At 31.2% G+C, this 20,706-nt stretch carries 20 protein-coding genes and 1 riboswitch; of the genes, 8 read left to right on the top strand and 12 right to left on the bottom strand.

Annotated elements, in window-relative coordinates:
- Positions 1-6: 6 nt before the first annotated feature.
- The 4 genes from VJY32_RS08600 to VJY32_RS08615 all read right to left on the bottom strand — a co-directional run bounded on the left by VJY32_RS08600 (position 7) and on the right by VJY32_RS08615 (position 1,584).
- Positions 7-231, bottom strand: a complete 225-nt coding sequence (locus tag VJY32_RS08600) for a DUF1858 domain-containing protein (RefSeq protein ID WP_353677502.1) — start codon at positions 229-231, stop codon at positions 7-9.
- A complete protein-coding gene (locus VJY32_RS08605; RefSeq protein ID WP_353677503.1) occupies positions 206-415 on the bottom strand; it encodes a DUF6132 family protein in 210 nt (69 codons plus the stop codon). Before VJY32_RS08605 ends, VJY32_RS08600 begins: the two co-directional genes overlap by 26 nt.
- Positions 412-1,068, bottom strand: a complete 657-nt coding sequence (gene pdo, locus VJY32_RS08610; RefSeq protein WP_353677504.1) for a protein disulfide oxidoreductase — start codon at positions 1,066-1,068, stop codon at positions 412-414. Before pdo ends, VJY32_RS08605 begins: the two co-directional genes overlap by 4 nt.
- Before the next feature lie 66 nt (positions 1,069-1,134).
- Positions 1,135-1,584 (bottom strand): septal ring lytic transglycosylase RlpA family protein, encoded by a 450-nt coding sequence (locus tag VJY32_RS08615; protein WP_353677505.1) that lies wholly within the window; start codon positions 1,582-1,584, stop codon positions 1,135-1,137.
- Between the two features lie 219 nt (positions 1,585-1,803).
- Between VJY32_RS08615 and VJY32_RS08620 the strand changes: the two genes are divergently transcribed.
- Positions 1,804-2,379 carry a YceI family protein gene (locus VJY32_RS08620; protein WP_353677506.1) on the top strand — a complete coding sequence of 192 codons (576 nt, stop codon included), beginning with the start codon at positions 1,804-1,806 and terminating at the stop codon, positions 2,377-2,379.
- Positions 2,379-2,828 (top strand): MarR family winged helix-turn-helix transcriptional regulator, encoded by a 450-nt coding sequence (locus tag VJY32_RS08625; protein WP_353677507.1) that lies wholly within the window; start codon positions 2,379-2,381, stop codon positions 2,826-2,828. The genes VJY32_RS08620 and VJY32_RS08625 overlap by 1 nt, the downstream gene beginning before the upstream one ends.
- Before the next feature lie 460 nt (positions 2,829-3,288).
- Here the strand turns inward: VJY32_RS08625 and VJY32_RS08630 are convergent, their stop codons facing one another.
- The gene (locus VJY32_RS08630) at positions 3,289-6,669 is read right to left on the bottom strand and encodes a PAS domain S-box protein (protein ID WP_353677508.1); all 3,381 of its coding nucleotides are present in this window, start codon (positions 6,667-6,669) and stop codon (positions 3,289-3,291) included.
- A 286-nt stretch (positions 6,670-6,955) separates the two neighbouring features.
- On the opposite strand from VJY32_RS08630, the gene VJY32_RS08635 reads away from it, so the two are divergent.
- Positions 6,956-9,076 (top strand): S46 family peptidase, encoded by a 2,121-nt coding sequence (locus tag VJY32_RS08635; RefSeq protein WP_353677509.1) that lies wholly within the window; start codon positions 6,956-6,958, stop codon positions 9,074-9,076.
- Positions 9,077-9,178: 102 nt separating this feature from the next.
- Here VJY32_RS08635 and metX read toward each other — a convergent pair whose 3' ends face one another.
- The 4 genes from metX to VJY32_RS08655 all read right to left on the bottom strand — a co-directional run bounded on the left by metX (position 9,179) and on the right by VJY32_RS08655 (position 14,455).
- Positions 9,179-10,312: a homoserine O-acetyltransferase MetX gene (metX, locus tag VJY32_RS08640; RefSeq protein WP_353677510.1), complete on the bottom strand. Its 1,134-nt coding sequence runs from the start codon at positions 10,310-10,312 to the stop codon at positions 9,179-9,181.
- A gap of 40 nt (positions 10,313-10,352) precedes the next feature.
- Complete coding sequence (locus tag VJY32_RS08645; protein WP_353677511.1) at positions 10,353-11,660, bottom strand: O-acetylhomoserine aminocarboxypropyltransferase/cysteine synthase family protein; 1,308 nt, start codon at positions 11,658-11,660, stop codon at positions 10,353-10,355.
- 76 nt (positions 11,661-11,736) lie between these two features.
- A riboswitch (SAM riboswitch) is annotated at positions 11,737-11,847 on the bottom strand.
- Positions 11,848-11,958: 111 nt separating this feature from the next.
- Positions 11,959-13,353 carry an aspartate kinase gene (locus tag VJY32_RS08650; protein WP_353677512.1) on the bottom strand — a complete coding sequence of 465 codons (1,395 nt, stop codon included), beginning with the start codon at positions 13,351-13,353 and terminating at the stop codon, positions 11,959-11,961.
- 55 nt (positions 13,354-13,408) lie between these two features.
- The gene (locus tag VJY32_RS08655) at positions 13,409-14,455 is read right to left on the bottom strand and encodes a D-alanine--D-alanine ligase family protein (RefSeq protein WP_353677513.1); all 1,047 of its coding nucleotides are present in this window, start codon (positions 14,453-14,455) and stop codon (positions 13,409-13,411) included.
- Positions 14,456-14,550: 95 nt separating this feature from the next.
- On the opposite strand from VJY32_RS08655, the gene VJY32_RS08660 reads away from it, so the two are divergent.
- Positions 14,551-15,387 (top strand): cysteine peptidase family C39 domain-containing protein, encoded by an 837-nt coding sequence (locus tag VJY32_RS08660; RefSeq protein WP_353677514.1) that lies wholly within the window; start codon positions 14,551-14,553, stop codon positions 15,385-15,387.
- A 3-nt stretch (positions 15,388-15,390) separates the two neighbouring features.
- On the opposite strand, the gene VJY32_RS08665 is transcribed toward VJY32_RS08660, so the two are convergent.
- Both VJY32_RS08665 and VJY32_RS08670 read right to left on the bottom strand, forming a co-directional pair.
- Positions 15,391-15,888, bottom strand: a complete 498-nt coding sequence (locus VJY32_RS08665; protein ID WP_353677515.1) for a SixA phosphatase family protein — start codon at positions 15,886-15,888, stop codon at positions 15,391-15,393.
- Positions 15,889-15,897: 9 nt separating this feature from the next.
- On the bottom strand, positions 15,898-16,497 hold the full coding sequence (locus VJY32_RS08670; protein ID WP_353677516.1) for an HD domain-containing protein: 600 nt from the start codon (positions 16,495-16,497) through the stop codon (positions 15,898-15,900).
- A gap of 121 nt (positions 16,498-16,618) precedes the next feature.
- Between VJY32_RS08670 and VJY32_RS08675 the strand changes: the two genes are divergently transcribed.
- Positions 16,619-17,392 carry an SDR family NAD(P)-dependent oxidoreductase gene (locus VJY32_RS08675; RefSeq protein WP_353677517.1) on the top strand — a complete coding sequence of 258 codons (774 nt, stop codon included), beginning with the start codon at positions 16,619-16,621 and terminating at the stop codon, positions 17,390-17,392.
- Positions 17,393-17,621: 229 nt separating this feature from the next.
- Here VJY32_RS08675 and VJY32_RS08680 read toward each other — a convergent pair whose 3' ends face one another.
- Positions 17,622-18,233, bottom strand: a complete 612-nt coding sequence (locus VJY32_RS08680; RefSeq protein WP_353677518.1) for an L-threonylcarbamoyladenylate synthase — start codon at positions 18,231-18,233, stop codon at positions 17,622-17,624.
- Positions 18,234-18,391: 158 nt separating this feature from the next.
- Between VJY32_RS08680 and VJY32_RS08685 the strand changes: the two genes are divergently transcribed.
- From VJY32_RS08685 to queF, 3 genes are all read left to right on the top strand, one after another.
- Positions 18,392-19,549, top strand: coding sequence for an MFS transporter (locus VJY32_RS08685; RefSeq protein ID WP_353677519.1), 1,158 nt, complete (start codon positions 18,392-18,394; stop codon positions 19,547-19,549).
- Positions 19,550-19,641: 92 nt separating this feature from the next.
- Positions 19,642-20,331 (top strand): 7-cyano-7-deazaguanine synthase QueC, encoded by a 690-nt coding sequence (queC, locus tag VJY32_RS08690; RefSeq protein WP_353677520.1) that lies wholly within the window; start codon positions 19,642-19,644, stop codon positions 20,329-20,331.
- Between the two features lie 16 nt (positions 20,332-20,347).
- Positions 20,348-20,701, top strand: coding sequence for a preQ(1) synthase (gene queF, locus VJY32_RS08695; protein ID WP_353677521.1), 354 nt, complete (start codon positions 20,348-20,350; stop codon positions 20,699-20,701).
- Positions 20,702-20,706 lie beyond the last annotated feature (5 nt).

Genomic DNA, 20,706 nt, shown 5'->3' on the forward strand with positions numbered 1-20,706 from the left:
ATTTAATTAAACTGAAGCAATATACTTTTGATTTAATTCCTCAACAAATTTTTCAATATCATTATCGGCAAAACCTTTATCTTTAGCTGCCGTTTCTAATGTTCCCCAAATTGGTTCACCGCACTGTAAACAACGAATACCTTTTTCCATAAGATAAGTTACTGCTTCAGGAAAAAGTTCTACAAGATCTTCAATATAAATATCTTTAGTTATTTTCTGATTGTTCATCATCTTTCTTCTTACTAGGGATTGTCCATATTAAACCAATTAAAGCACCATACAATGTTGAAATATATGGATTACCGCTTATTGGGCATGCACCATTGTAACACCCAATAAAATAATAATATGCATAACCCAAAACAGCTCCAACAGCTACTGGAATTATTTTCTTAATATTTTTTTTGACAATCATACATTAACAATACTTAGTGCTTCTTTAACTTTATCGAGCACCATATATTCTGGTGCTGCTCCTTCAATAAATGTATTTTCATTGATGACTGTTCTTGGGACACCACGAACATTATATTTTTGAGATAAGTGAGGAAATTCTGTTGCTTCAATCATGTCACTTTTTATTTTATCATTTAAGTAAGCAAATTTATGAGCTGTAATAACTGCTTGAGGACAGTAAGGACATGTTGGTGTTACAAAAACCTGCATGTGAACATCATTATTAATTTTTTTGACATCCTCTTCAAATTCTTTAGAAAATCCTGTACTTCCTGTACCGAGCATCTTTATGTCTTCAAGAAGAGATGCAAATTCATAACCGCTTGGAATCCCATAAAATTTTATTCCATAATCTTTACCGTTCTCATCAAGCAATACAGTTGCCGGAATTTTATCAACTCCATATTTCGCTGCGTCTTCTTTGTCTATTACAAAATTTTTTACATCCAGAGAAAGTTTGTCTGAAACTTCAACAAGTTCAGAAAGAATTGCTCTGGTTTCTTTACAATACATGCATTCAAGTTCTTGTGTAAAGAAAACAATCTTAACATTCTTTGTTAGAACCGATAATACTTTCTTAAGTTCTTCCTTTAATTGATTGTCTATGTACATTTTTACCTCGTTTTATAATTTTCAAAACATTTGATGATAAAAACAAGAAAAGGGTTCAACGAATAATCACTTTTTACCATCACCCCACTTAAGCACTTCAATTTTTACTTTTGCTAAACCATCATTAACAAAATCAAGTTCTTTTGCTGCTGCATATGAAAGGTCAATTATTCTATCTTTAAATAAAGGCATTCTATCATTAATTCTTAATATAATACTTTTATTATTCGAAAGATTTGTGACTCTTACAATTGTATTCATTGGATAAGTGATATGTGCAGCTGAAATTTTGTTCATATCAAAAATTTCACCGGAATAAGTCATCCTGCCATGATATTTATCAGCATAAAAAGAAGCTGTTCCAAATGTAGTTTCAAGTGAAGGATAATCTGAGTACGTAGATAAATCTTCCAATACATAATTCTCGCTATCCATTTGATTACTGGAAGTAAAACGTGGAACAGAAGAACAAGCTGTAAAAATCAACAATATTGTTATGGCTTTTAATAGATTCATAATAAAATTTTGTAGCAATGCTTTACAATAAGATAAGAATTTTATTCCCTACAATAAATAAGTATTTGTTAATAAAAAATAATGTACCTCTTATTTAGATAATTATTAATGATTAGCATATTTCAAAAAAATTAAAATGAACTTTTAAGAATAATTACATGTTACAACATTTGTAATAATTAGAAATAAATTAATTTCAATAAAAAAAGGAGAACCAAAATGAAGAAAACATTATTTCTTTTAATCATAATGGCAGGATTTATAAATGCACAAACCAAATGGACTTTTGATAAATCACATTCAAAAGTTCAGTTCAAAGTAACTCATATGGTAATTTCTGAGGTTACAGGACAATTTAATAGTTATGATGGTACTGTAGAAACATCAAAAGATGATTTCACAGATGCTAAAATTAATTTCACAATTGATGTTAACAGCATTGACACTGATAATCAGCAGAGAGACACTCATCTTAAGTCAGATGATTTCTTCAATGCAGAAAAATTTCCAAAAATTACTTTTGTAAGTAAATCTTTCAAAAAAGTAAGTGATAAGAAATATAAACTTGTGGGTGATTTAACTATCAGAAATATTACAAAGCAAGTAGAACTTGATGTAGTTTATAATGGTACAGTAAAAGACCCATGGGGTAATACCAGAGCTGGATTCAAAGTTTTAGGACAGGTTAATCGTTTTGACTATGGCTTAAAATGGAATGCATTGCTCGAATTAGGCGGTGCAGTAGTTGGCGAAAATGTTGATATAATTATTGATATCGAATTAATTAAATCATAATGAAGCTTGAAGTAGAAATAAAGCAAAAAAAGTTCAGGAATGAATATCACAAACTTGCTGTAAATATTATTTATAGCTGCAGCTGGTTGCAGAATTATCATAAAATAATTTTTGACAAATTTGATTTAACAAGCAATCAATTTAATATTTTAAGAATATTGCGTGGCCAATATCCTGAACCAGCAAGTATTAATCTGCTTAAAGAACGAATGCTCGACAGAATGAGCGATGCTTCTCGTCTTGTTGATAGACTCGCAAAAAAAGAACTTGTTGAAAGAACTTATTCTAAGGAAGACAGAAGAAAGGTAAATGTGATAATTACAAAAAAGGGCTTAGAATTACTCAAAGAGATAGATAAATTAAATGATGATTTTGACAGCATATTTAAGCATATAAATAAAAAAGAGGCTAAAATTATTAACGACCTTCTTGATAAAATGCGAGGTTAAAAAAATTCGAACTTCATTTAGGCAGATTTAATAGAACCGCAGAGTTAGAAATGATTTATGAATATTCATTATAACCCTGCGGTTTTTTATTTATTCAAATTATATTTTACAGAGTTTGCTATAAAAGTAAAAAATTTTTGTTATTAACTTTACAAACAAAAACAGGGGCTACTATTTTGTATTACTGTTAAAGCTTTCTTTTTCAAATCTTTCTGAGTTTAGTTTTTTTACAAAAGATTCTTCACTTCATTAAGAATGATTTTTTATTCTTTAAAATTTCATAGCTTATTTAATTCTCTTCCTTTTCTTCAATAAAGTGATAGATATCTAGAATCCATATAGCGAAATAAACAGGTTTATTACCGCACAGTTGTTTTATAAATTATAATAAGGAAATACTAACTTTTATTTTCTTAATAAATCTTTCAATTGATTAATTTCATGTTACACATAATTATTTTCAAGAGAACATTGCTTTCCGTAATGATTTTTCTATTGCACTTTTAAAGTTGCTAAGATTTACCGGTTTTTGAAAAATAAATTCTATACCGAGACTTCTATATTCTTCTTCTATTGACTTGTTTATATCACTGCTTAAGACAATAACAGGTGGACGAAATTTCAAATCAGAAATTAAAAGTTGTTTTACCAAATCATATCCACTCATAACAGGCATTTTATGGTCTGTTATAACAAGTGCAGGTGAATGCTGCTTTATAATTTCAAGTGCTTGTTTTCCATTTTCTGCTTCCAGAATTGAATAACCCGAAATTAAACTCTTTATCAATTTAGAATAAAGTATTCTATCATATCGAATATCATCGACAAGTAAAATTGAAGTTGAAGAAACAGGAATTGTAAAAATAAATTTCGAACCTTTGCCGTATTCACTTTCAACATGAATTTCACCGCCATGTTTTTGAATAATTTCGTGTACCAGTGATAAACCAAGCCCGCTGCCCTTTTCTCCTGCTGTTCCTGTTGTTGTAAATTTAGCATCAACTTTGAAAAGCTTTGGCAAATCTTCTTTTTTTATTCCAATTCCATTATCCTCAACAACAAATTGAACATTTCTTTTAACAACATCAGCTTTTGCAGAAACGACAATTTTTCCTCCCGGCTTTGTAAACTTTATCGAATTGGAAATCAAATTGCTAAAAGCCTGGATAAGCAAATTTTCATCTGCATGAATAAATAAATCATTTTCAACTTCTGAAATAAGCTGAATATTTTTTTGTAATGCAGCACCTGACAAAATTTGAATTGTCTTATCAATCAACAACTTTGCATTTATTTTTTGTGGCTCAAATTTTATTCTTCCTGTTTGAAGTCTTGTCCAATCAAGCAATGCATTTACCAGACTCAGCATACTCTTTGCCGATTCCTGAATAAATTCGATATACTGCCTTTGCTTTTCGGGTGAAAGGTCTTTCTCATTTAACAAGAAATCTGTAAAGCCCAGTATCGAACTGAAAGGAGTTCTAAGATCATGTGAAATTATTGAAATAAATCTGTCCTTTGCTTCGTTTAATTCTTTTAATTCCTGTGCAGATTTTTTTAATTCTTCTTCAGCTTTTTTGGATAGAGTAACATCACTTACAATCCCAAAGATTTTTTGAATTTCTCCTTTTGAATCTCGTTGAACATTAATTTTATTTTCAATCCAGATGATATTGCCAAGAGAATCAATTATTCTGTATTCAAGAGTTTCAGAATTTCTTGCAGTATCATTGTAGAATCTATTGAGTTTTTCTATTGTTTCATTCACATCATCAGGATGAATAATCTTTCTCCACAGCATTGGGTCATTTAAAAAAGATTCGGGTGAATATCCTGTAATTTTTTTAATTGCAGGTGTATAAAAAACTTCCTTCAGTTTGCCATCAATTCTTTCTGCAGTCCAGAAACTCTCATTAATATTTTCATAAATACTTCTATATCTTTCCTCTGATAACTGTAAAGCTTCTTTTGATTTTTTTTCTTCTGTTATATCACGCAGAATCCACACAATGAATTTTTCATTTTCTACTTCATAAGAGGAAACAGAATTTTCTAATTCTATAATTGAATTATTTTTTGTAATTCCTGTAAATGATAATCTCGTTGATGTTATTTTCCCTTCTTCCAGTTCTTGAATTAATTTTGCAACTTTTACAATGCTGTTGTTTTCAACAAAATTTAGCGGGTCATGACCAATTACTTCGCTTGCACTTTTGTATCCGAACATTTTAACAAAAGAATCATTAACAAGAAAAATTTTTCTTTTGCTTATCAAAGCAATTCCATCGAGTGAGGCTTCGAATATCGAGCGAATAAGCAGAAGGTCCTTTTCAAATTCTTTCTTTTGAGTTATATCTGTTAAAATTACATTGTAATACAAAGGAGAATTTGATTCATCACGAACAACTGAAAAACTTGCGAGTGTGTAAATTGTCTGCCGATTTTTTGTAATCAGCGGGAGTTCAATTGACTGGATAACATCATTCTTTACATCGTTGAGATTAAATCCGACATTCATTAAATAATATGAATCTATCAAATCTATGAAGAATAATTTTTTGATTTCTTCTTCTGTATAATTAAAAACCTCAAGCAAATATGGGTTTGCATAAATTATTTTTCCTGTTAAATCAAGTATACAAATAAATTCGTGTGAATTGATTACAATGTTTCTAAATCTTTCTTCTGACCTTCGTAAGTCTTCTTCTAATTTTGCTTTCTGCGTTATATTCGTGCAGAGAAGAATGTAACTTTCTTCTTCTTTTTCCTTCAATATTCCAATTCTTATTGAATAAAATTCAGAAATGCTTTCATCTTCTCCTATTTTAATTACTGTTTCTTTGAATTTATTTTCTTTGAGTTCCTGTTCAAGTTTTTTTAGGAAATCTTCATTGAGTTCGGGAAATATTTTCCAAATTGGTTTACCATAAACTTCGCTTCTTGTAAGACCAAATAATTTTGCAGAACCTTCATTCCAGAAAAATATTTTTCCGTCTTTTTTAATACCTATTAAACCATCTATAAAATTTGATGAGATAAATTCATATCTCTTTAACTCATTAATTTCTTCATCTACATCTCGATTTTCATAAACATTTTTTGAGATTAATACTATAAATATTTCGTCTGCAGTGTCTTCTGAACCGAGAGGAACAATTGCTAAATTTAACTTTTGTTCTATCGAATCTTTCAGAAATGGAATTTCTGTCCATATAGTTTTTTTTGTTTGTGCTGATTGCTCAATTAATTTTTTAAACAGCAGGCCTGAAAGTTTTTTAGGCTTTTTTCCATAAACAGTTGTTTCTAATTCCAGCAGAAAATTATACTTATCAAATACTTCTTCAGATGAAAACTTTATTTCACCTGTTTTATTTACTACAAAAACTGCTTCGCTAATTTTTGAAAGAAAGTTCAGAAAATTCTGTGAATCTGTTAGAGAAATTTTTTCTTGTGAAGATGGATATTTTATATCTTCAAGAATTAAAATGCCTCCTTCAAATTGATTATCAACAACAATTGGAACGCATTTTAGAAGAACAGAAATTTTATCACCGGAAATTGTTTTTAATTCAGCTAATTCTTTTTCAAATGAAACAAAGTTTTTTAATTCTATCAAATCTTTTCTTAAGTCAAGATTTTCAAAAATTCTGTACTCATAAATACTTTTGCCAATTAAAATTTCAGGGGAAGATTCTACAACTCCTGCAAATTTGAAAAAGTTGTTATTTATAAACTCAACTCTGTAATCTTTAGAAAAAATCAATATACCTACAGGAGCGAATTCTAAAATATCTTTAAAACCAAATTTTGTTTTTGTATTAAACGATTTTTCAGATGACATATTCATAAGTATATTATCAATAAACTTAACTACAATTTATGAAATAGAAGTTAGAAATTCATGGTATTAAATAGATACTGTTCATAAAGAAAAAATGTATTTTTTGTGCTTTTACTGATTAAAACAAAAACCCATCACAAAATTTATGCAGTTATAAAAATTTTATCCTTTTTCTCACAAAATTTTTTCAATGAACAAACTTTTGCATTATAACTATTGGTTATGATTTATAAGTGTTTTATTTTTTCAATACAATAATATATCATTACACAATTTTAGGTGTTATATGAAAAAATCATTTCTAAGTCTTTCAGTAATATTTTTTCTCTTTACATTTTTCATCTCAATTAATGCACAAATTAAATTAGATACTGTAAAAGCACAGCGTTTTGATACCGGCAAAATGTGGTCGTTCGATTATCCGCCGGTTGATTATATCAAAACAACATATGGAATTGATGTTGACGAAGAATGGTTTGAGGATGTTCGTCTATCTGCACTCAGATTATCAAATTGCACAGCATCATTTGTTTCTGAAGATGGTTTGATAATGACAAATCATCATTGTGCTCGTGGAATTTTAGAACGTCTTTCAAAAGAAGGCGAGGATTTAGTCAAGGATGGTTTTTATGCTAAAACTCTGGAAGAAGAAAGAAAGATTCCAAATTATTATGCTGACCAGCTTATTTTAATCAAAGATGTAACAGAAGAAGTTAAAAAAGCTGCAGAAACCGGCTCAACCCCTGAAGAAAAAGCAAAGAATAAAGAAGGAAAAATTAAAGAACTCACAGATAATTTAACAAAAGAGACTGGTCTTGTTGCTCAGGTTGTTTCACTATTTAATGGCGCTAAATATTCTTTGTATGGATATAAACGATATAATGATATACGTCTTGTTTTTGCACCTGATATGCAAATAGCCTACTTCGGCGGAGATTTTGATAATTTTACATATCCACGCTACAATCTTGATTTTACTTTTTACAGAGCTTATGAAAATGATAAACCAGTAAAAGTAAATAACTTCTTCAATTTTACTTTGAAGGGTATTGACCCAAACGAACCAATTTTCACAGTTGGAAATCCAGGAACAACTCAAAGACTTAAAACAGTTGCTCAACTCGAATACATGCGCGACATAGTTTATAAAAACAATGCATTTCTGCTTGATACATATTACAATGCACTCGAAGAACTCAAAAAAGTTGAGCCAAAACGAGCTGATGAATTTGAAAAAATCAGAGTAAATATTGGCAACAGCCAAAAAGTAATTACAACTATTTACAAAGGATTATCAGACCCTTATTTAATGGCAAGAAAAAAAGATTTCCAGAGAAAATTGCAGGAAGCTGTTTGGAATAATCCAGATTTAAAAAATAAATATGGAACTGTCTGGGAAAACATTGAAAAGACACAGATGGAAATGAGAAACTATGGACCAAAAATTGCGGCATACACAATTAATCCAAGGTTCACGCCTGTATATTTTTCAATTGCAAAAAAATTAATTGACCTTGCAAAAGAATTAGGCAAACCTGAAAGTGAACGCTCTCCAGAACACAAAGGTGAAAAACTTGACTCGACAATTTTTTCAATTTATCCAGAAAAAATTGATAAACTTCTCGAAAACACAAAACTCTGGATTTGGGCTGATTTTATGAGAATGAATTTAGGTGACAATGATAATTACATTCAAAATCTCTTTGGCAACAAAAAAGGAAAAGCTGCCGGTGAACATCTTTTAGCAAAATCAATTATTGCTGATAGAGACAAAGTTCTTGACCTTGCAAAAAAAGGAGCAGATGCAATTTTGAATTCGTCTGACCCTTTGATTCAATTTATAAAAGAATCTCAAGAAAAATTACCTGAACTGCAAAAACTTGCCCGTGAAATTTCGAACACAACTCAAGTTTATGATGATATGCTCGGTCAGGCACTCTTCAGTGTTTATGGAACATCTATTCCCCCTGATGCTAATTTTACATTAAGAATTAGTGATGGTAAGCTTGCAAGTTTTGATTACAATGGAACAAAAGCTCCTCTCTTCACAACATTCTATGGTTTATATGATAGATGGTATTCATTCAACAAAGAATATCCCTGGGATTTACACGAAAGATGGACAAAAATCCCATCTGATTTTGACCTTTCCACTCCATTTAATTTCATTTCAACAAATGACATTGTAGGTGGAAACTCAGGAAGCGCTATTATCAATAAAAATGCAGAGGTAGTTGGTCTTGCCTTCGATGGAAATATGGATAGTATAGTTGGTAATTTTATTTACATGCCGCATAACAACCGCTGTGTGGGTGTTGATGCAAGAGCAATTGTTCATGCTGCAGAAAAAATTTATAAGGCAGATAGAATAGTTTATGAATTAAAAGAAGGTAAAATTAAGAAGTAAATTTTAACAGGGGTTGTCTAAAAAGTAATTTAAAAGTTGGACACTGAAAACACATGTTTTTAAAAACTTAATAATGAAAAATTACTTTTTAGACACCCTTTTTCAATAAATAAATTTCGAGAATATCCTTTCGAGCTGAGCAAACTCAATCAAAAAAGCATCATGTCCAACATCAGATTCAATTTCTGCATATTCTGCACCTGAAATTTGAGAAGCAATTTCTTTTTGTTCTTCTGCAGGATATAAAATATCGGAATTAATTCCAATGCACAAAGTTTTTGCTGTAATTGAAGAGAGTGCTTTTTTAATTCCGCCTCTCATATAACCAACATCGTGCAAATCCATAGCCCATGTAATATACAAATAAGAATTTGCATCAAATCTGTTAACAAGTTTTTCACCCTGATAATCAAGGTAGCTTTGTACCTGAAATTTATTCGATGGATTTAATTCATCATTCTCATTTACTCTATCTCGATTAAATCTTTTCTGGAAAGAAATCATTGTTCTATAACTAATCATTCCAATTTTTCTTGCATTGGAAAGTCCTGCCTTTGGTTGAATTTCATAATTTCCATTCATCCAATTTGGGTCATTCATAATTGAAGAGCGAGCAATATCATTTAGTGCAACTGCCCAAGCTGAATGTGCTGCCGAAGCTCCAATTGGAATTATTTTTTCAACAAATCCTGGATACATAATTGCAAGTTCAAGTGTTTGCATTCCACCAAGTGAGCCCCCAGTGGCTACTTTGATTTTTTTTACACCAAGGTAATCAGCTAATTCCTTTTGAACATTAACCATATCTCTAACTGTAACAACAGGAAAATCTAATCCATATTTTTTATTAGTTAATGGATTAATATCTGATGGCCCAGTTGTTCCATAACAGCCGCCTAAAAAATTACTGCATACCACAAAAAATTTATTAGTATCAAAAATTTTTCCAGGACCAATTAGTGCATCCCACCAGCCGGTTTTTCCAAGAAACATTTTATTATACTTTGTTAGAAATTCATACGAAGAGGAATTTTGAATTTCCTCTTCGGTTACAATACCAGCTGCATGAGAATTACCCGTAAGAGCATGAAAAATCCAGACAGCATTATCGCCAGCTTTATTTAATTGACCATAAGTTTGATAAGCAACTCTAATGTTTTTAAGTTGCTTCCCATTTAACAGCATCAAAGGTTTATCTTTGAACAGCTCAACAAATTTAGTTTTAGGTTTTAACATTCTGTTAACTCTTTAATCAAAAAAATTCTTTGAAATTACTTCAGCTGCATGCTTTATCGAGTGCTTGATCAAAGTCTTCAATTATGTCATCAATATGTTCAAGTCCAACAGAAACGCGAATCATATCATCGGTTACACCTGCAGCCTGTTGTTCTTCTTTAGATAATTGTTGATGTGTGGTAGATGCAGGATGAATAACAAGAGTTTTAGCATCACCAACATTAGCAAGTAAACTTGCAAGTTCAACGCTGTCAACAAATTTTTTGCCGGCTTCCAATCCGCCTTTAATTCCAAAAGCAAGCATTGAACCAAATAAATTATGATTCAAATATTTCTTAGCCTGTTCATGATATGGATGGTCTTTCAATCCTGGATACCAAACCCATGTTACTCTTTTATCATTTTTTAACCATTCAGCAAGTTTCATTGCATTTTGAGAATGTCTTTCTACTCGCAGAGAAAGAGTTTCGAGTCCCTGTAAGAACAAGAAAGCATTAAATGGACTCAAGCATGGTCCTATATCTCGCAATCCTTCCACTCTTGCTCGAATTATGAATGCGATATTTCCAAAAGGAGAATCTTTTCCAAAAATATCCCAGAATTTTAATCCATGATAACCAGGACTTGGTTCTGTAAACATTGGAAAATTTCCGTTCCCCCAATCAAATTTTCCTGAATCAATAATAATTCCGCCAATTGATGTTCCATGCCCGCCAATCCATTTTGTAGCAGAAGCAACTACAATATCAGCTCCATGTCTTATCGGAGTTGCAAGATAACCAGCTGCACCAAAAGTATTATCTACAATTAAAGGAATTTTGTAAGAATGTGCTAAATCGGCAATTGCTTTAATATCTGGAACATTTAATTTGGGATTACCAATAGTTTCAATAAAAATTGCTTTTGTTTTTTTGTCGATTGCTTTCTCAAATTCTTCTGGTTCATCTGAGTTTACAAATTTTACATTAATTCCCAAACGAGGCAGAGTAACTTTAAATAAATTATAAGTTCCTCCGTATAAAAAACTTGTTGAAACTATATTATCACCGGCTTGAGCAATATTAGTGATAGTTAAAGTTTCAGCTGCTTGGCCTGAAGATGTTGCAAGAGCGGCAATGCCCTCTTCAAGAGCAGCAACTCTTTTTTCAAACACATCAGTAGTTGGATTCATTATACGTGTATAAATATTTCCGAACTCCTGCAGGCCAAAAAGTTTAGCTGCGTGGTCAGCACTATTAAATACATAAGAAGTTGTTTGATATATAGGAACTGCACGAGCATTAGTTGTTTTATCTGGTTCTTGACCTGCATGTAATTGCAAAGTTTCGAATCGATATTTTTTATTCATTTATTTCTCCTATTTGTTTTTATGTAAAAAAAAACCTCTTCGGGAAGATCCAGAAGAGGTTTATGAAAAATTCTCTTTCTCATCTTTCCCGCAACATAAAGTTGGGGCAGGATTTGGCACCTTTCCCAATTAGGGATGGTTGCCAAGGTGTCATCGGGCCTGTTCCCTCGACCTTTCTTGATGATACTTAATTATAAAGAACAAAATTTATTTGCGGCAAAAATATACTTTTAATGTTCGCTTGTCAAGTATTGGCGCAAATTTATTAATAATTATGAATTTTTATTCATATATCAAATTACAATTTCCTGGCTGAAAATAATTCATCATGAAGAACATTCAGTGCTTTCTTAAGATGTTCTTTTTTAATTACAATAGTAAGATTCAATTGAGATGAACCTTGCGCAATTGCAATTGTATTTATTCCATTTTGTCCCAGTGCAGATAAAACCATACCGGGAACACCGGGTGTATTCAATAAATCTTCTCCAACCACAGCAAGCATCGAAAGATTTTCAATTATTTCCACTCTTTTTACCTGTTGTTCAAATATTTCTAATTTGAGTTCATTCTCAATTGCTCTTTTAGCCTTAATACTATCTGATGGAAAAACTGCCAGACAAATTGTATGTCCCGAAGAACCTTGAGTAATTAAAAGTACTCTTATTTTTTCTTTTGCAAGAGCATTAAAAATACGAGCAGAAATTCCTTCTATACCAATCAACCCGCTTCCTTCTACCTGAAGCATATGAATATCATCAATCGAAGAAATTCCTTTCATGTTAAATTTAATATTGGGTTCACGAGGCAATATTAATGTTCCTTTGAAAGATGGATTGAATGTGTTCTTGATTCTTATTTTTATTTTCTTTTGAAGAGCCGGAAGTAACGTAGGAGAATAAATTACCTTAGCACCAAAGTGCGACATTTCCATTGCTTCTTCGTAAGTAACAGCTTTTAACGGAAATGCATTTTGTACTTTTCGCGGGTCTGCTGTCATTATACCATTAACATCTGTCCATATCTCAATTTCATCTACATTAAGTATTGCTCCAATTATTGAGGCAGTAAAATCTGAGCCGCCTCTTCCTAATGTGGTTGTTTCCCCATTAATTGTTGATGCAATAAATCCTGTAATTATCTGCAACTTTTTATGTTTTGAAAAATATTCTTTAATCAATTTTGTAGTAACTTCATAATTAACTTTTGCATTGCCAAATTGTTCATCAGTTTTTATAATTTTTCTTGCATCTAAAAATTCACACTTTATTCCTCTTGTGCTCATTGTTTCTGCTATGATATAACATGATAAATATTCACCAAAACTCATCACTTTATCGAGTGTTCGAGCTGTAAGTTCTTTCAGCAGAAAAACACTTTTTAATATTGAATACAGTTCCTGTAGTGTTTGTTCAACAAATATTTTGGGTTTTTCAACTTTGGAATTTGTAATTAAATCATTTAGTGTAGTTAAATGTTTTTCTTTTATCTTCAAAAAATTTTCTTCAAATGTTTCATCTCCTTTAGCTGCTTTTTTAGCCACATTGATTAAATCGTCAGTTACTCCTGACATAGCAGAACAAACCACAGTAATTTTTTCTTTTCTCTTCAAATAATCAGAAATAATTTCGATTACAGAATTTATGCTTTGAGAATTTCCAACTGATGTTCCGCCAAATTTTAATACTTTCATTTTTTCTTACCTCAATAAAAAATTTCATGTAAAAATATCTTGAGAATATTTGGAATTATTTATCAGGATTATTGAATTTTCTTTGATAGGCAAAATCAACTATCATTTTCAAAACTGTATCATAAGAATAACCTGCATGAGACGCAGACCTCATAAAACCAGCATCTTCCTGTAAATCTGGATTTGGATTGACTTCGAGAACGAAAAGTTTGTTGTCTTTCGAAAGACGCATATCCACTCTTGCATAATCTCTGCAACCTAAAGCATAAAAACATTTTAATGCAATTTTTTCTGCTTCTTTTCTAATTTTATCATCAAGCAGTGCAGGACAAACAGGAACTGTTTTATGATAAGCTATATGATAAGGGTCCCACTTTGCCTGAAAACTTACAATAGGATGCAAATCATCAGGCAACTCTGAAAAATCTATTTCACTTATCGGAAGAACTTCAGGTTTTTTATCTCCAAAGATTGCAACATTCAATTCTCTTCCCCAGATAAATTCTTCAATCAGAACTGGCTGATTAAGATAATCAAAAAGATATTGTACTCTCTTTCTTAAAGAATCTAAATCATAAACTACTGCATTGTTATCAATTCCAACACTTGCATCTTCGAAAGCAGGTTTTACAATCAATGGGTAATGTAAATTGTGTTTTATAGATTCATCTGAGGATTTAATAATTCTAAAGCGAGGAGTTTTAATTCTTATTGAACTTAAAATTCGCTTGGTCAAAACTTTGTTCTGACATGTTCCCAGTGTAATTGGTGGAGCTCCGGTATAAGCAAGATTCAATAGCTCTAATAAACCTGTAAAATTCATTTCGAGTTTGGGTTGGTCTTTATATAGTTCCACAAGATTAAAAATTACATCTGGCTTATTCCTCTCCAGATCTTCTATAAATAAATTTAAATTGTCTTTTATATTCAGTAGATATGCATCATAACCTGACTTTTTAAGTGAATTCACTATTTTTTCATATTCATGGAAGGGATGTGTATCTTCAATTTCAAAATATGGTGTAAAATCCAAATTTTTTCTCTTTTCTTCATTTTTATAAGTATAAGTCTCAACTTCGTTAAAAACTACTGCTACTTTCATAGGTTTGAAAAATTTTTTTTACAAAGAAAATAAAAAAGTTGGGGATTACAAAACTTTTATTATTTTTGCTGCGGATTGAAAACAGGTATTAAAATTTGAGTTTTTACCCACAGCCTAATAAATATCAGTGTGGTCCCTTTGCTCTTAAATATGCCCTCGTCATGCTTGGAATTTTTAAGGACGAAGACCAAATAGGCATTATTGCCGGAAGCACATGGTGGGCTGGAACTGATGAATTTGGACTTGCTCGTGCTGCAAGAAGATTTAACTGCAGAATGAAACATTTTCAATCCAGTAATCCAGATGATGCCCGTCGGTTGCTGATTCAAAATCTTAAAAAAGGTTATCCATGCATTCTTAGTGTTAAAAATTGGGAACACTGGAACACTGTAGTAAGCTATCAAAAAGGAAAATTTGTTGTAATAGATAGTGAATTGGAAAAAGTTGTTAGTGTTGTTACATCAACACAATTATTGAGAAACTGGAAATACGTCGAAAAAGGAACAGATATTGTTAGTTATGACGGTTATGCATTAATCCCAAAATTTAAAGTTCATACGAGAGCAAAATTTACTCCCGAAAAAGCAATTCAATTAATGTATGATAAAAACGAAGACCTTGCCCGCAAGTGGGATCAATATACTAATGACTTAATAACAATTTGTAAACCTCGCACAAAACTAAGTTACAATGTAATTACATTCACAGAATTTTTAAGACGCAATGAATTAAATCTTGTAAAACGAGTTGCAAACTGGCACGGCGAACCAACATATTCAGAACTAAAAAAAATTCTCATGAATATGAAATTTGTTGCAGAAGTCTATGACCTTGTAATTCCAGAAGACGAGGAAAAAAGAGCAGCAATTGATGTTGCATCTATTTTAATGATGTATTCCTGCGGCAAATATGGAATGACATCTATTTATTAAAATTTATTTAAGATACTTTTTCGGATATTCGAACAAAAAAATTTCTCCAGTGCCCCTTTCAACTTCTTTCCATTTTTTTAATCTAAATTCTAAACCTACAATGCCGCATGTGGGAATATTATCTATGTATTTATTCCCAAGAAAATTCGCAAAAGCTGTTAACCCTGGATTGTGACCTACAATCATTACTGAGAAATATTCATCGGGAATATCATTTACCACATTACAAAGTTCTTTTATTTTAGCTTCATAAATTTTTTCTTCAACAATAAAATTTTCTTTTTTGATATTTAATTCTTTTGAAAATATTTCTGCAGTTTTCAATGCACGTAATGCATTGCTCGAATAAATTGCATCAATTAAAATTTCTCTTTGCCTGATTAATTTTGCCATGAAAGGAGCGTCGCGTTTCCCTCTTTTATTCAGCGGGCGTTCAATATCTGAAAGAGTTGAATCTTCCCAGCTTGATTTTGCGTGTCTTAAAAGAAATAATTTTTTCATCAACTAGATTTATGAAAGTTTTCTTAACTCTTCTTTCAATTTCTCTAAATTTCTACTCTTTTGAGCATCATATTCTCTTCTCGCAAATTCTGTAAAGAATTTATGATTATTCAAAAAATCAATGCTTTTCTTTATCCATTCAGCTTCTGTTAATTGTCTTCCAAAATAAAATTCAAATTCTTCGCGGAATAAATCATTGCGATGCTTAAAACTTTTTTTACCAAGATGAGATAAATCAGCATCACATATAACTTCCTCTAAAATATTTTGAGGATTTTGAGGAACCTTTGTAGCCAAAATACACTTTTTAATTTTTTCTATTTTTTCAATGGGATAATTCTCTTTTAAAAGAAATTCTTCTGCAAATTCAGCACTTATTTCTTCATGACCTTCTACTTTTTCAACATAACCTAAATCGTGGAACCATGCTGCAATTATTACAATCTCAAGTTCTTCATTGCTTAGGTTTGATGCTCTTCCAATAATTTCAGTTGCTTCTGCTACATTTCGTGTATGGTCAACATCATGATAAACATGGTTTGAAGAAATTCTCGATTGAAGGAGTGACAGAACATATTCCTTAACTTTTTCTATTAATTCATAATTCATACATATCTCAATTAATCTTCAATAAAAAATAATAATTTTTTTCTCATACTAAAATTTATTTTCTATGATTTGAATCATAAAAAAGATAGTTAATTTTAATAAACAAATTTATGAGGTTTTTATGCAGTCATTAAAAGGAAAAATTGTTTTTATAACAGGGGCTACTTCCGGAATCGGCAAAGCATGTGCTTATGCTTTTGCAAAGGAAGGAGCAAATATTATAATTAATGCACGAAGATTAGAACTGTTAAACGAAATTGCTGAAGACATAAGAAAAAAATACAATGTTAAAGTCTATTCATTTAAGCTGAATGTTCAAAATCGTGAAGAAGTTTTTAACTCAATTAATTCATTGCCTGATGAATGGAATAGAATAGACATACTAATTAATAATGCCGGCCTTGCACGTGGACTAAATAAATTTTATGAGGATAATCCAGATAACTGGGAAGAAATGATTGATACAAATATCAAAGGATTGCTTTATGTTACATATGCAATATTGCCCGGAATGATTGAAAGAAAATCTGGCCATATAATTAATATTGGTTCAATTGCAGGACACGAAGCTTACCCCCGAGGTGCAGTATACTGTGCAACAAAACATGCAGTCGATGCAATAACTAAATCCTTGAGAATGGATACAATAGATAAAAATATTTTGGTCAGTACAATTGACCCAGGACTTGTAGAAACAAATTTTAGCAGAGTTCGATTTGATGGAGACGAAGAAAAAGCAAAAGCAGTTTACAAAGGTTTAACTCCATTAACAGGGGAAGATGTGGCTGATGCAGTTATTTTCTGTGCTACCCGTCCTCCTCATGTAAATGTAGCACAAATAACTTTACTTGCAGCTCAACAGGCTTCTGCAACAATAGTTTACAGAAAAGAATAAAAATATAAATCTTTCTAAAAAGTAAAATATTTTAGAAATGATTATGAGAATTCATGGATTTCAGTGAAAGGGGTCGTCTAAAAAGTTTTGTTTTAAAAAAGTAGAACGCAGATGACTCAGATTGTAAAAGATTTTCACAGATATTATAGTTGTATAATTACTTTTTAGACACCCCATAATTTTAACGTATTTCAATACTTAAAAAACTTTTCGTATAACACCTATTAAACTAAACAAACATACTTACATCTCCTGCACCAACACGAATAATTTCGGGTTCTTCCTGACTTAAATCTATGATACTCGATGGCTCACCTTCGAGGGCACCAGTGGATAACATTAAATCAACTTTTGTGTTAAAAATTAATCGAATTTCTTCAGGGTCATACAAAATTTCTCCTTTGCGATTAGTAACACTTGTGCTTACAATTGGATTTCCAAGTTCTTTAGCAAGCATAAGAGCAACTTTATGGTCAGGAATTCTTATGCCAACCGTTTTTCGCTTTGTCCATAACTTTTTCGGAACTTCTTTTGCAGCAGGAAGAACAAATGTATAAGGACCCGGCAATAACTTCTTCATTATTTTATAAGCATAGTCAGATACTTTTGCATATTTCGAAATATCCTTCAAATCAGGACAAATAAAACTATAAAGTTTTGTGCCAGTTTCATGTTTTATTTCATAAATTCTTTCGAGAGCTTCATGATTATAAATATCACAACCAATTCCATAAACTGTATCGGTAGGATAAATTATTACACCACCTTTTTTTAATACTTCTACAGCTTTGTGAATATAACGCAGTTGAGGTGTAACGGGATGTAATTCATAAAATTCCATAGTTCCTCCTTTATTATTTGGGAGAAAATTTTGAAAGATATACTTCCCCAAGCATATTAATGAGTAAGTAATGAATTGACATTATAAATGTTAAAAGTTATTTGTTAATAGTCAACTCAAAAATATTTCTTAGATTTGTTTATTAAATTTTATCAAACATGAAAAAGAAAATTCCTCGAGCAGTTGTAATTCTTGGACTAATCAGCTTTTTTACAGATTTTGCAAGCGAGATGCTTTATCCCATCACTCCATTTTTTTTAACCTCTGTTCTTGGCTCATCAATGACTGTTGTTGGATTAATTGAAGGCATAGCAGAAGTCACAGCAGGATTATTAAAAGGTTACTTCGGGGCTTTGTCTGACAAATTAAGAAAAAGGTCAATTTTTGTAACTATTGGATATGGAATTTCCGGCATAGTAAAACCTTTGCCCGGAATTTTACCTTACATATCAACTGTAATTTTTTCGAGGGTAACCGACCGAATTGGAAAAGGCATTAGAACAGCACCTCGCGATGCTCTTTTAAGCAGTTATTCAACTGATAATAATTCCGGTTCAATTTTTGGTTTTCATCGTGCAATGGACACACTTGGGGCGGTAGCAGGACCTCTTGCAGCAATTTCTCTCTTAAAAATATATCCTGAAAATTATAAGCTTATTTTTATTCTTGCTTTTATTCCATCAGTATTTGCAATTGCTTTTACACTTTTTGTAAAAGATGTTCCTGCAAAATCTTTTGTAAACCCAAAAAATATCCTTAAAAATTTCTGGAAAACTTCACCTAAAAATTATAAAATCATTTTATTTCTGTTAACAATATTTTCGATTGTAAACAGTAGCGATGTATTTTTAATTCTAAGGTCAAAAAATATTTCACACTCAGATACCACAGCAATAATGGGATACATTTTTTATAATATAATTTATGCATTGTCATCTTATCCAGTAGGAAATTTATCCGATAGATTCGGCAAGAAAAAAATTTTTGCAACTGGTTTATTTATTTTTTCGATTGTTTACTTCGTATTTGCATTTAACACAAAACCATTTGTAATCTGGATATGTTTTGCACTATATGGAATCTATGCCGCATCAACAGAAGGAATTGCAAAGGCATGGATAAGCGATATTATCGATGTTAACTTCCGTGGTTCAGCAATTGGTCTTCTTACAACTCTTATGAGTTTGGGTGTAATGTGCGGTTCAATAATTACAGGATTTTTATGGGATAAATTTGGAGCTTCAATTCCTTTCTTGATTTCTTCTATAGTGAGTTTAATTATTGCATTTACTATTATAATCTGGAAAAAAATTTAGAAAGATTTCCTGCATTAAAAGTAATCTTCTAATTCTTTCTTTATCAAAAGCTAATTTGCTATTTTTTCAATAATAATTAATAGAAATAAGATATGATAAAAAATAAAATTGCAGTTGCATCTTTAAGCGGAGGAATGGACAGCTGTGTAACAGCCGCGATAGCAAATCAGGAATATGAACTTGCTCTTGTTCATATCAATTATGGGCAAAGAACAGAAAAACGAGAACTCAAAGCTTTTAATGACATTGCAGATTTTTACGGTGTTGAAAAAAGATTAATAATTGATTTCACACACTTTTCTAAGATCGGTGGCTCATCCTTAACTGATTATAATATTGAAGTATCAAAAGCAAATCTGCAAAGCAAAGAAATTCCAACTTCATATGTTCCTTTCAGAAATGCAAACATACTTTCTGTTTGTGTAAGCTGGGCAGAAGTCTTAAAAGCAGAAGCAGTTTTTATTGGCGCTGTTTATGAAGATGCAAGCGGATATCCCGATTGTCGGCCTGAATTTTTCGAAGCATTTGAAAAAATGGTTGACCTTGGAACTAAACCCGAAACAAAAATAAAAATCGTCACTCCAATTATTCATTTTTCAAAAGCAGAAATTGTTAAGAAAGGAATTGAATTAGGTGCACCGCTGCATTTAACATGGTCATGTTATCAAAATGAAGATGAAGCTTGCGGAGTATGCGATAGCTGCGCATTTCGACTGCGTGGCTTTCAATTAGCTGAAGTTGAAGACCCAATACCATACAAAGTAAAACCTAAATATGTTTAACAAAAAATTTAAGACTATGAACGAGAAACAAAAAATACTCGAGACATTTCCAAATCCTAATCCTGAAAGGGATTACATCATAATTCACACTGCGCCGGAATTTACTTCCCTCTGTCCTAAAACCGGACAGCCCGATTTTGCTACAATAATTCTTGAATATATTCCAGATAAACTTTGTGTTGAACTAAAATCCTACAAGTTCTATCTTCAGTCTTATCGCAATGATGGAATTTATTTTGAAGCTGTTACCAATAAAATTTTGAACGACCTTGTAGAAGTTTTGCAGCCTCGTTACATGAAAATTACTGCTAAGTTCAACACACGCGGTGGAATTCATTCTGATGTTATTGTTGAATATAAAAAGAAATAATAGCC

Source organism: Rosettibacter primus (assembly GCF_036860675.1).
GTDB lineage: Bacteria > Bacteroidota > Ignavibacteria > Ignavibacteriales > Melioribacteraceae > Rosettibacter > Rosettibacter primus.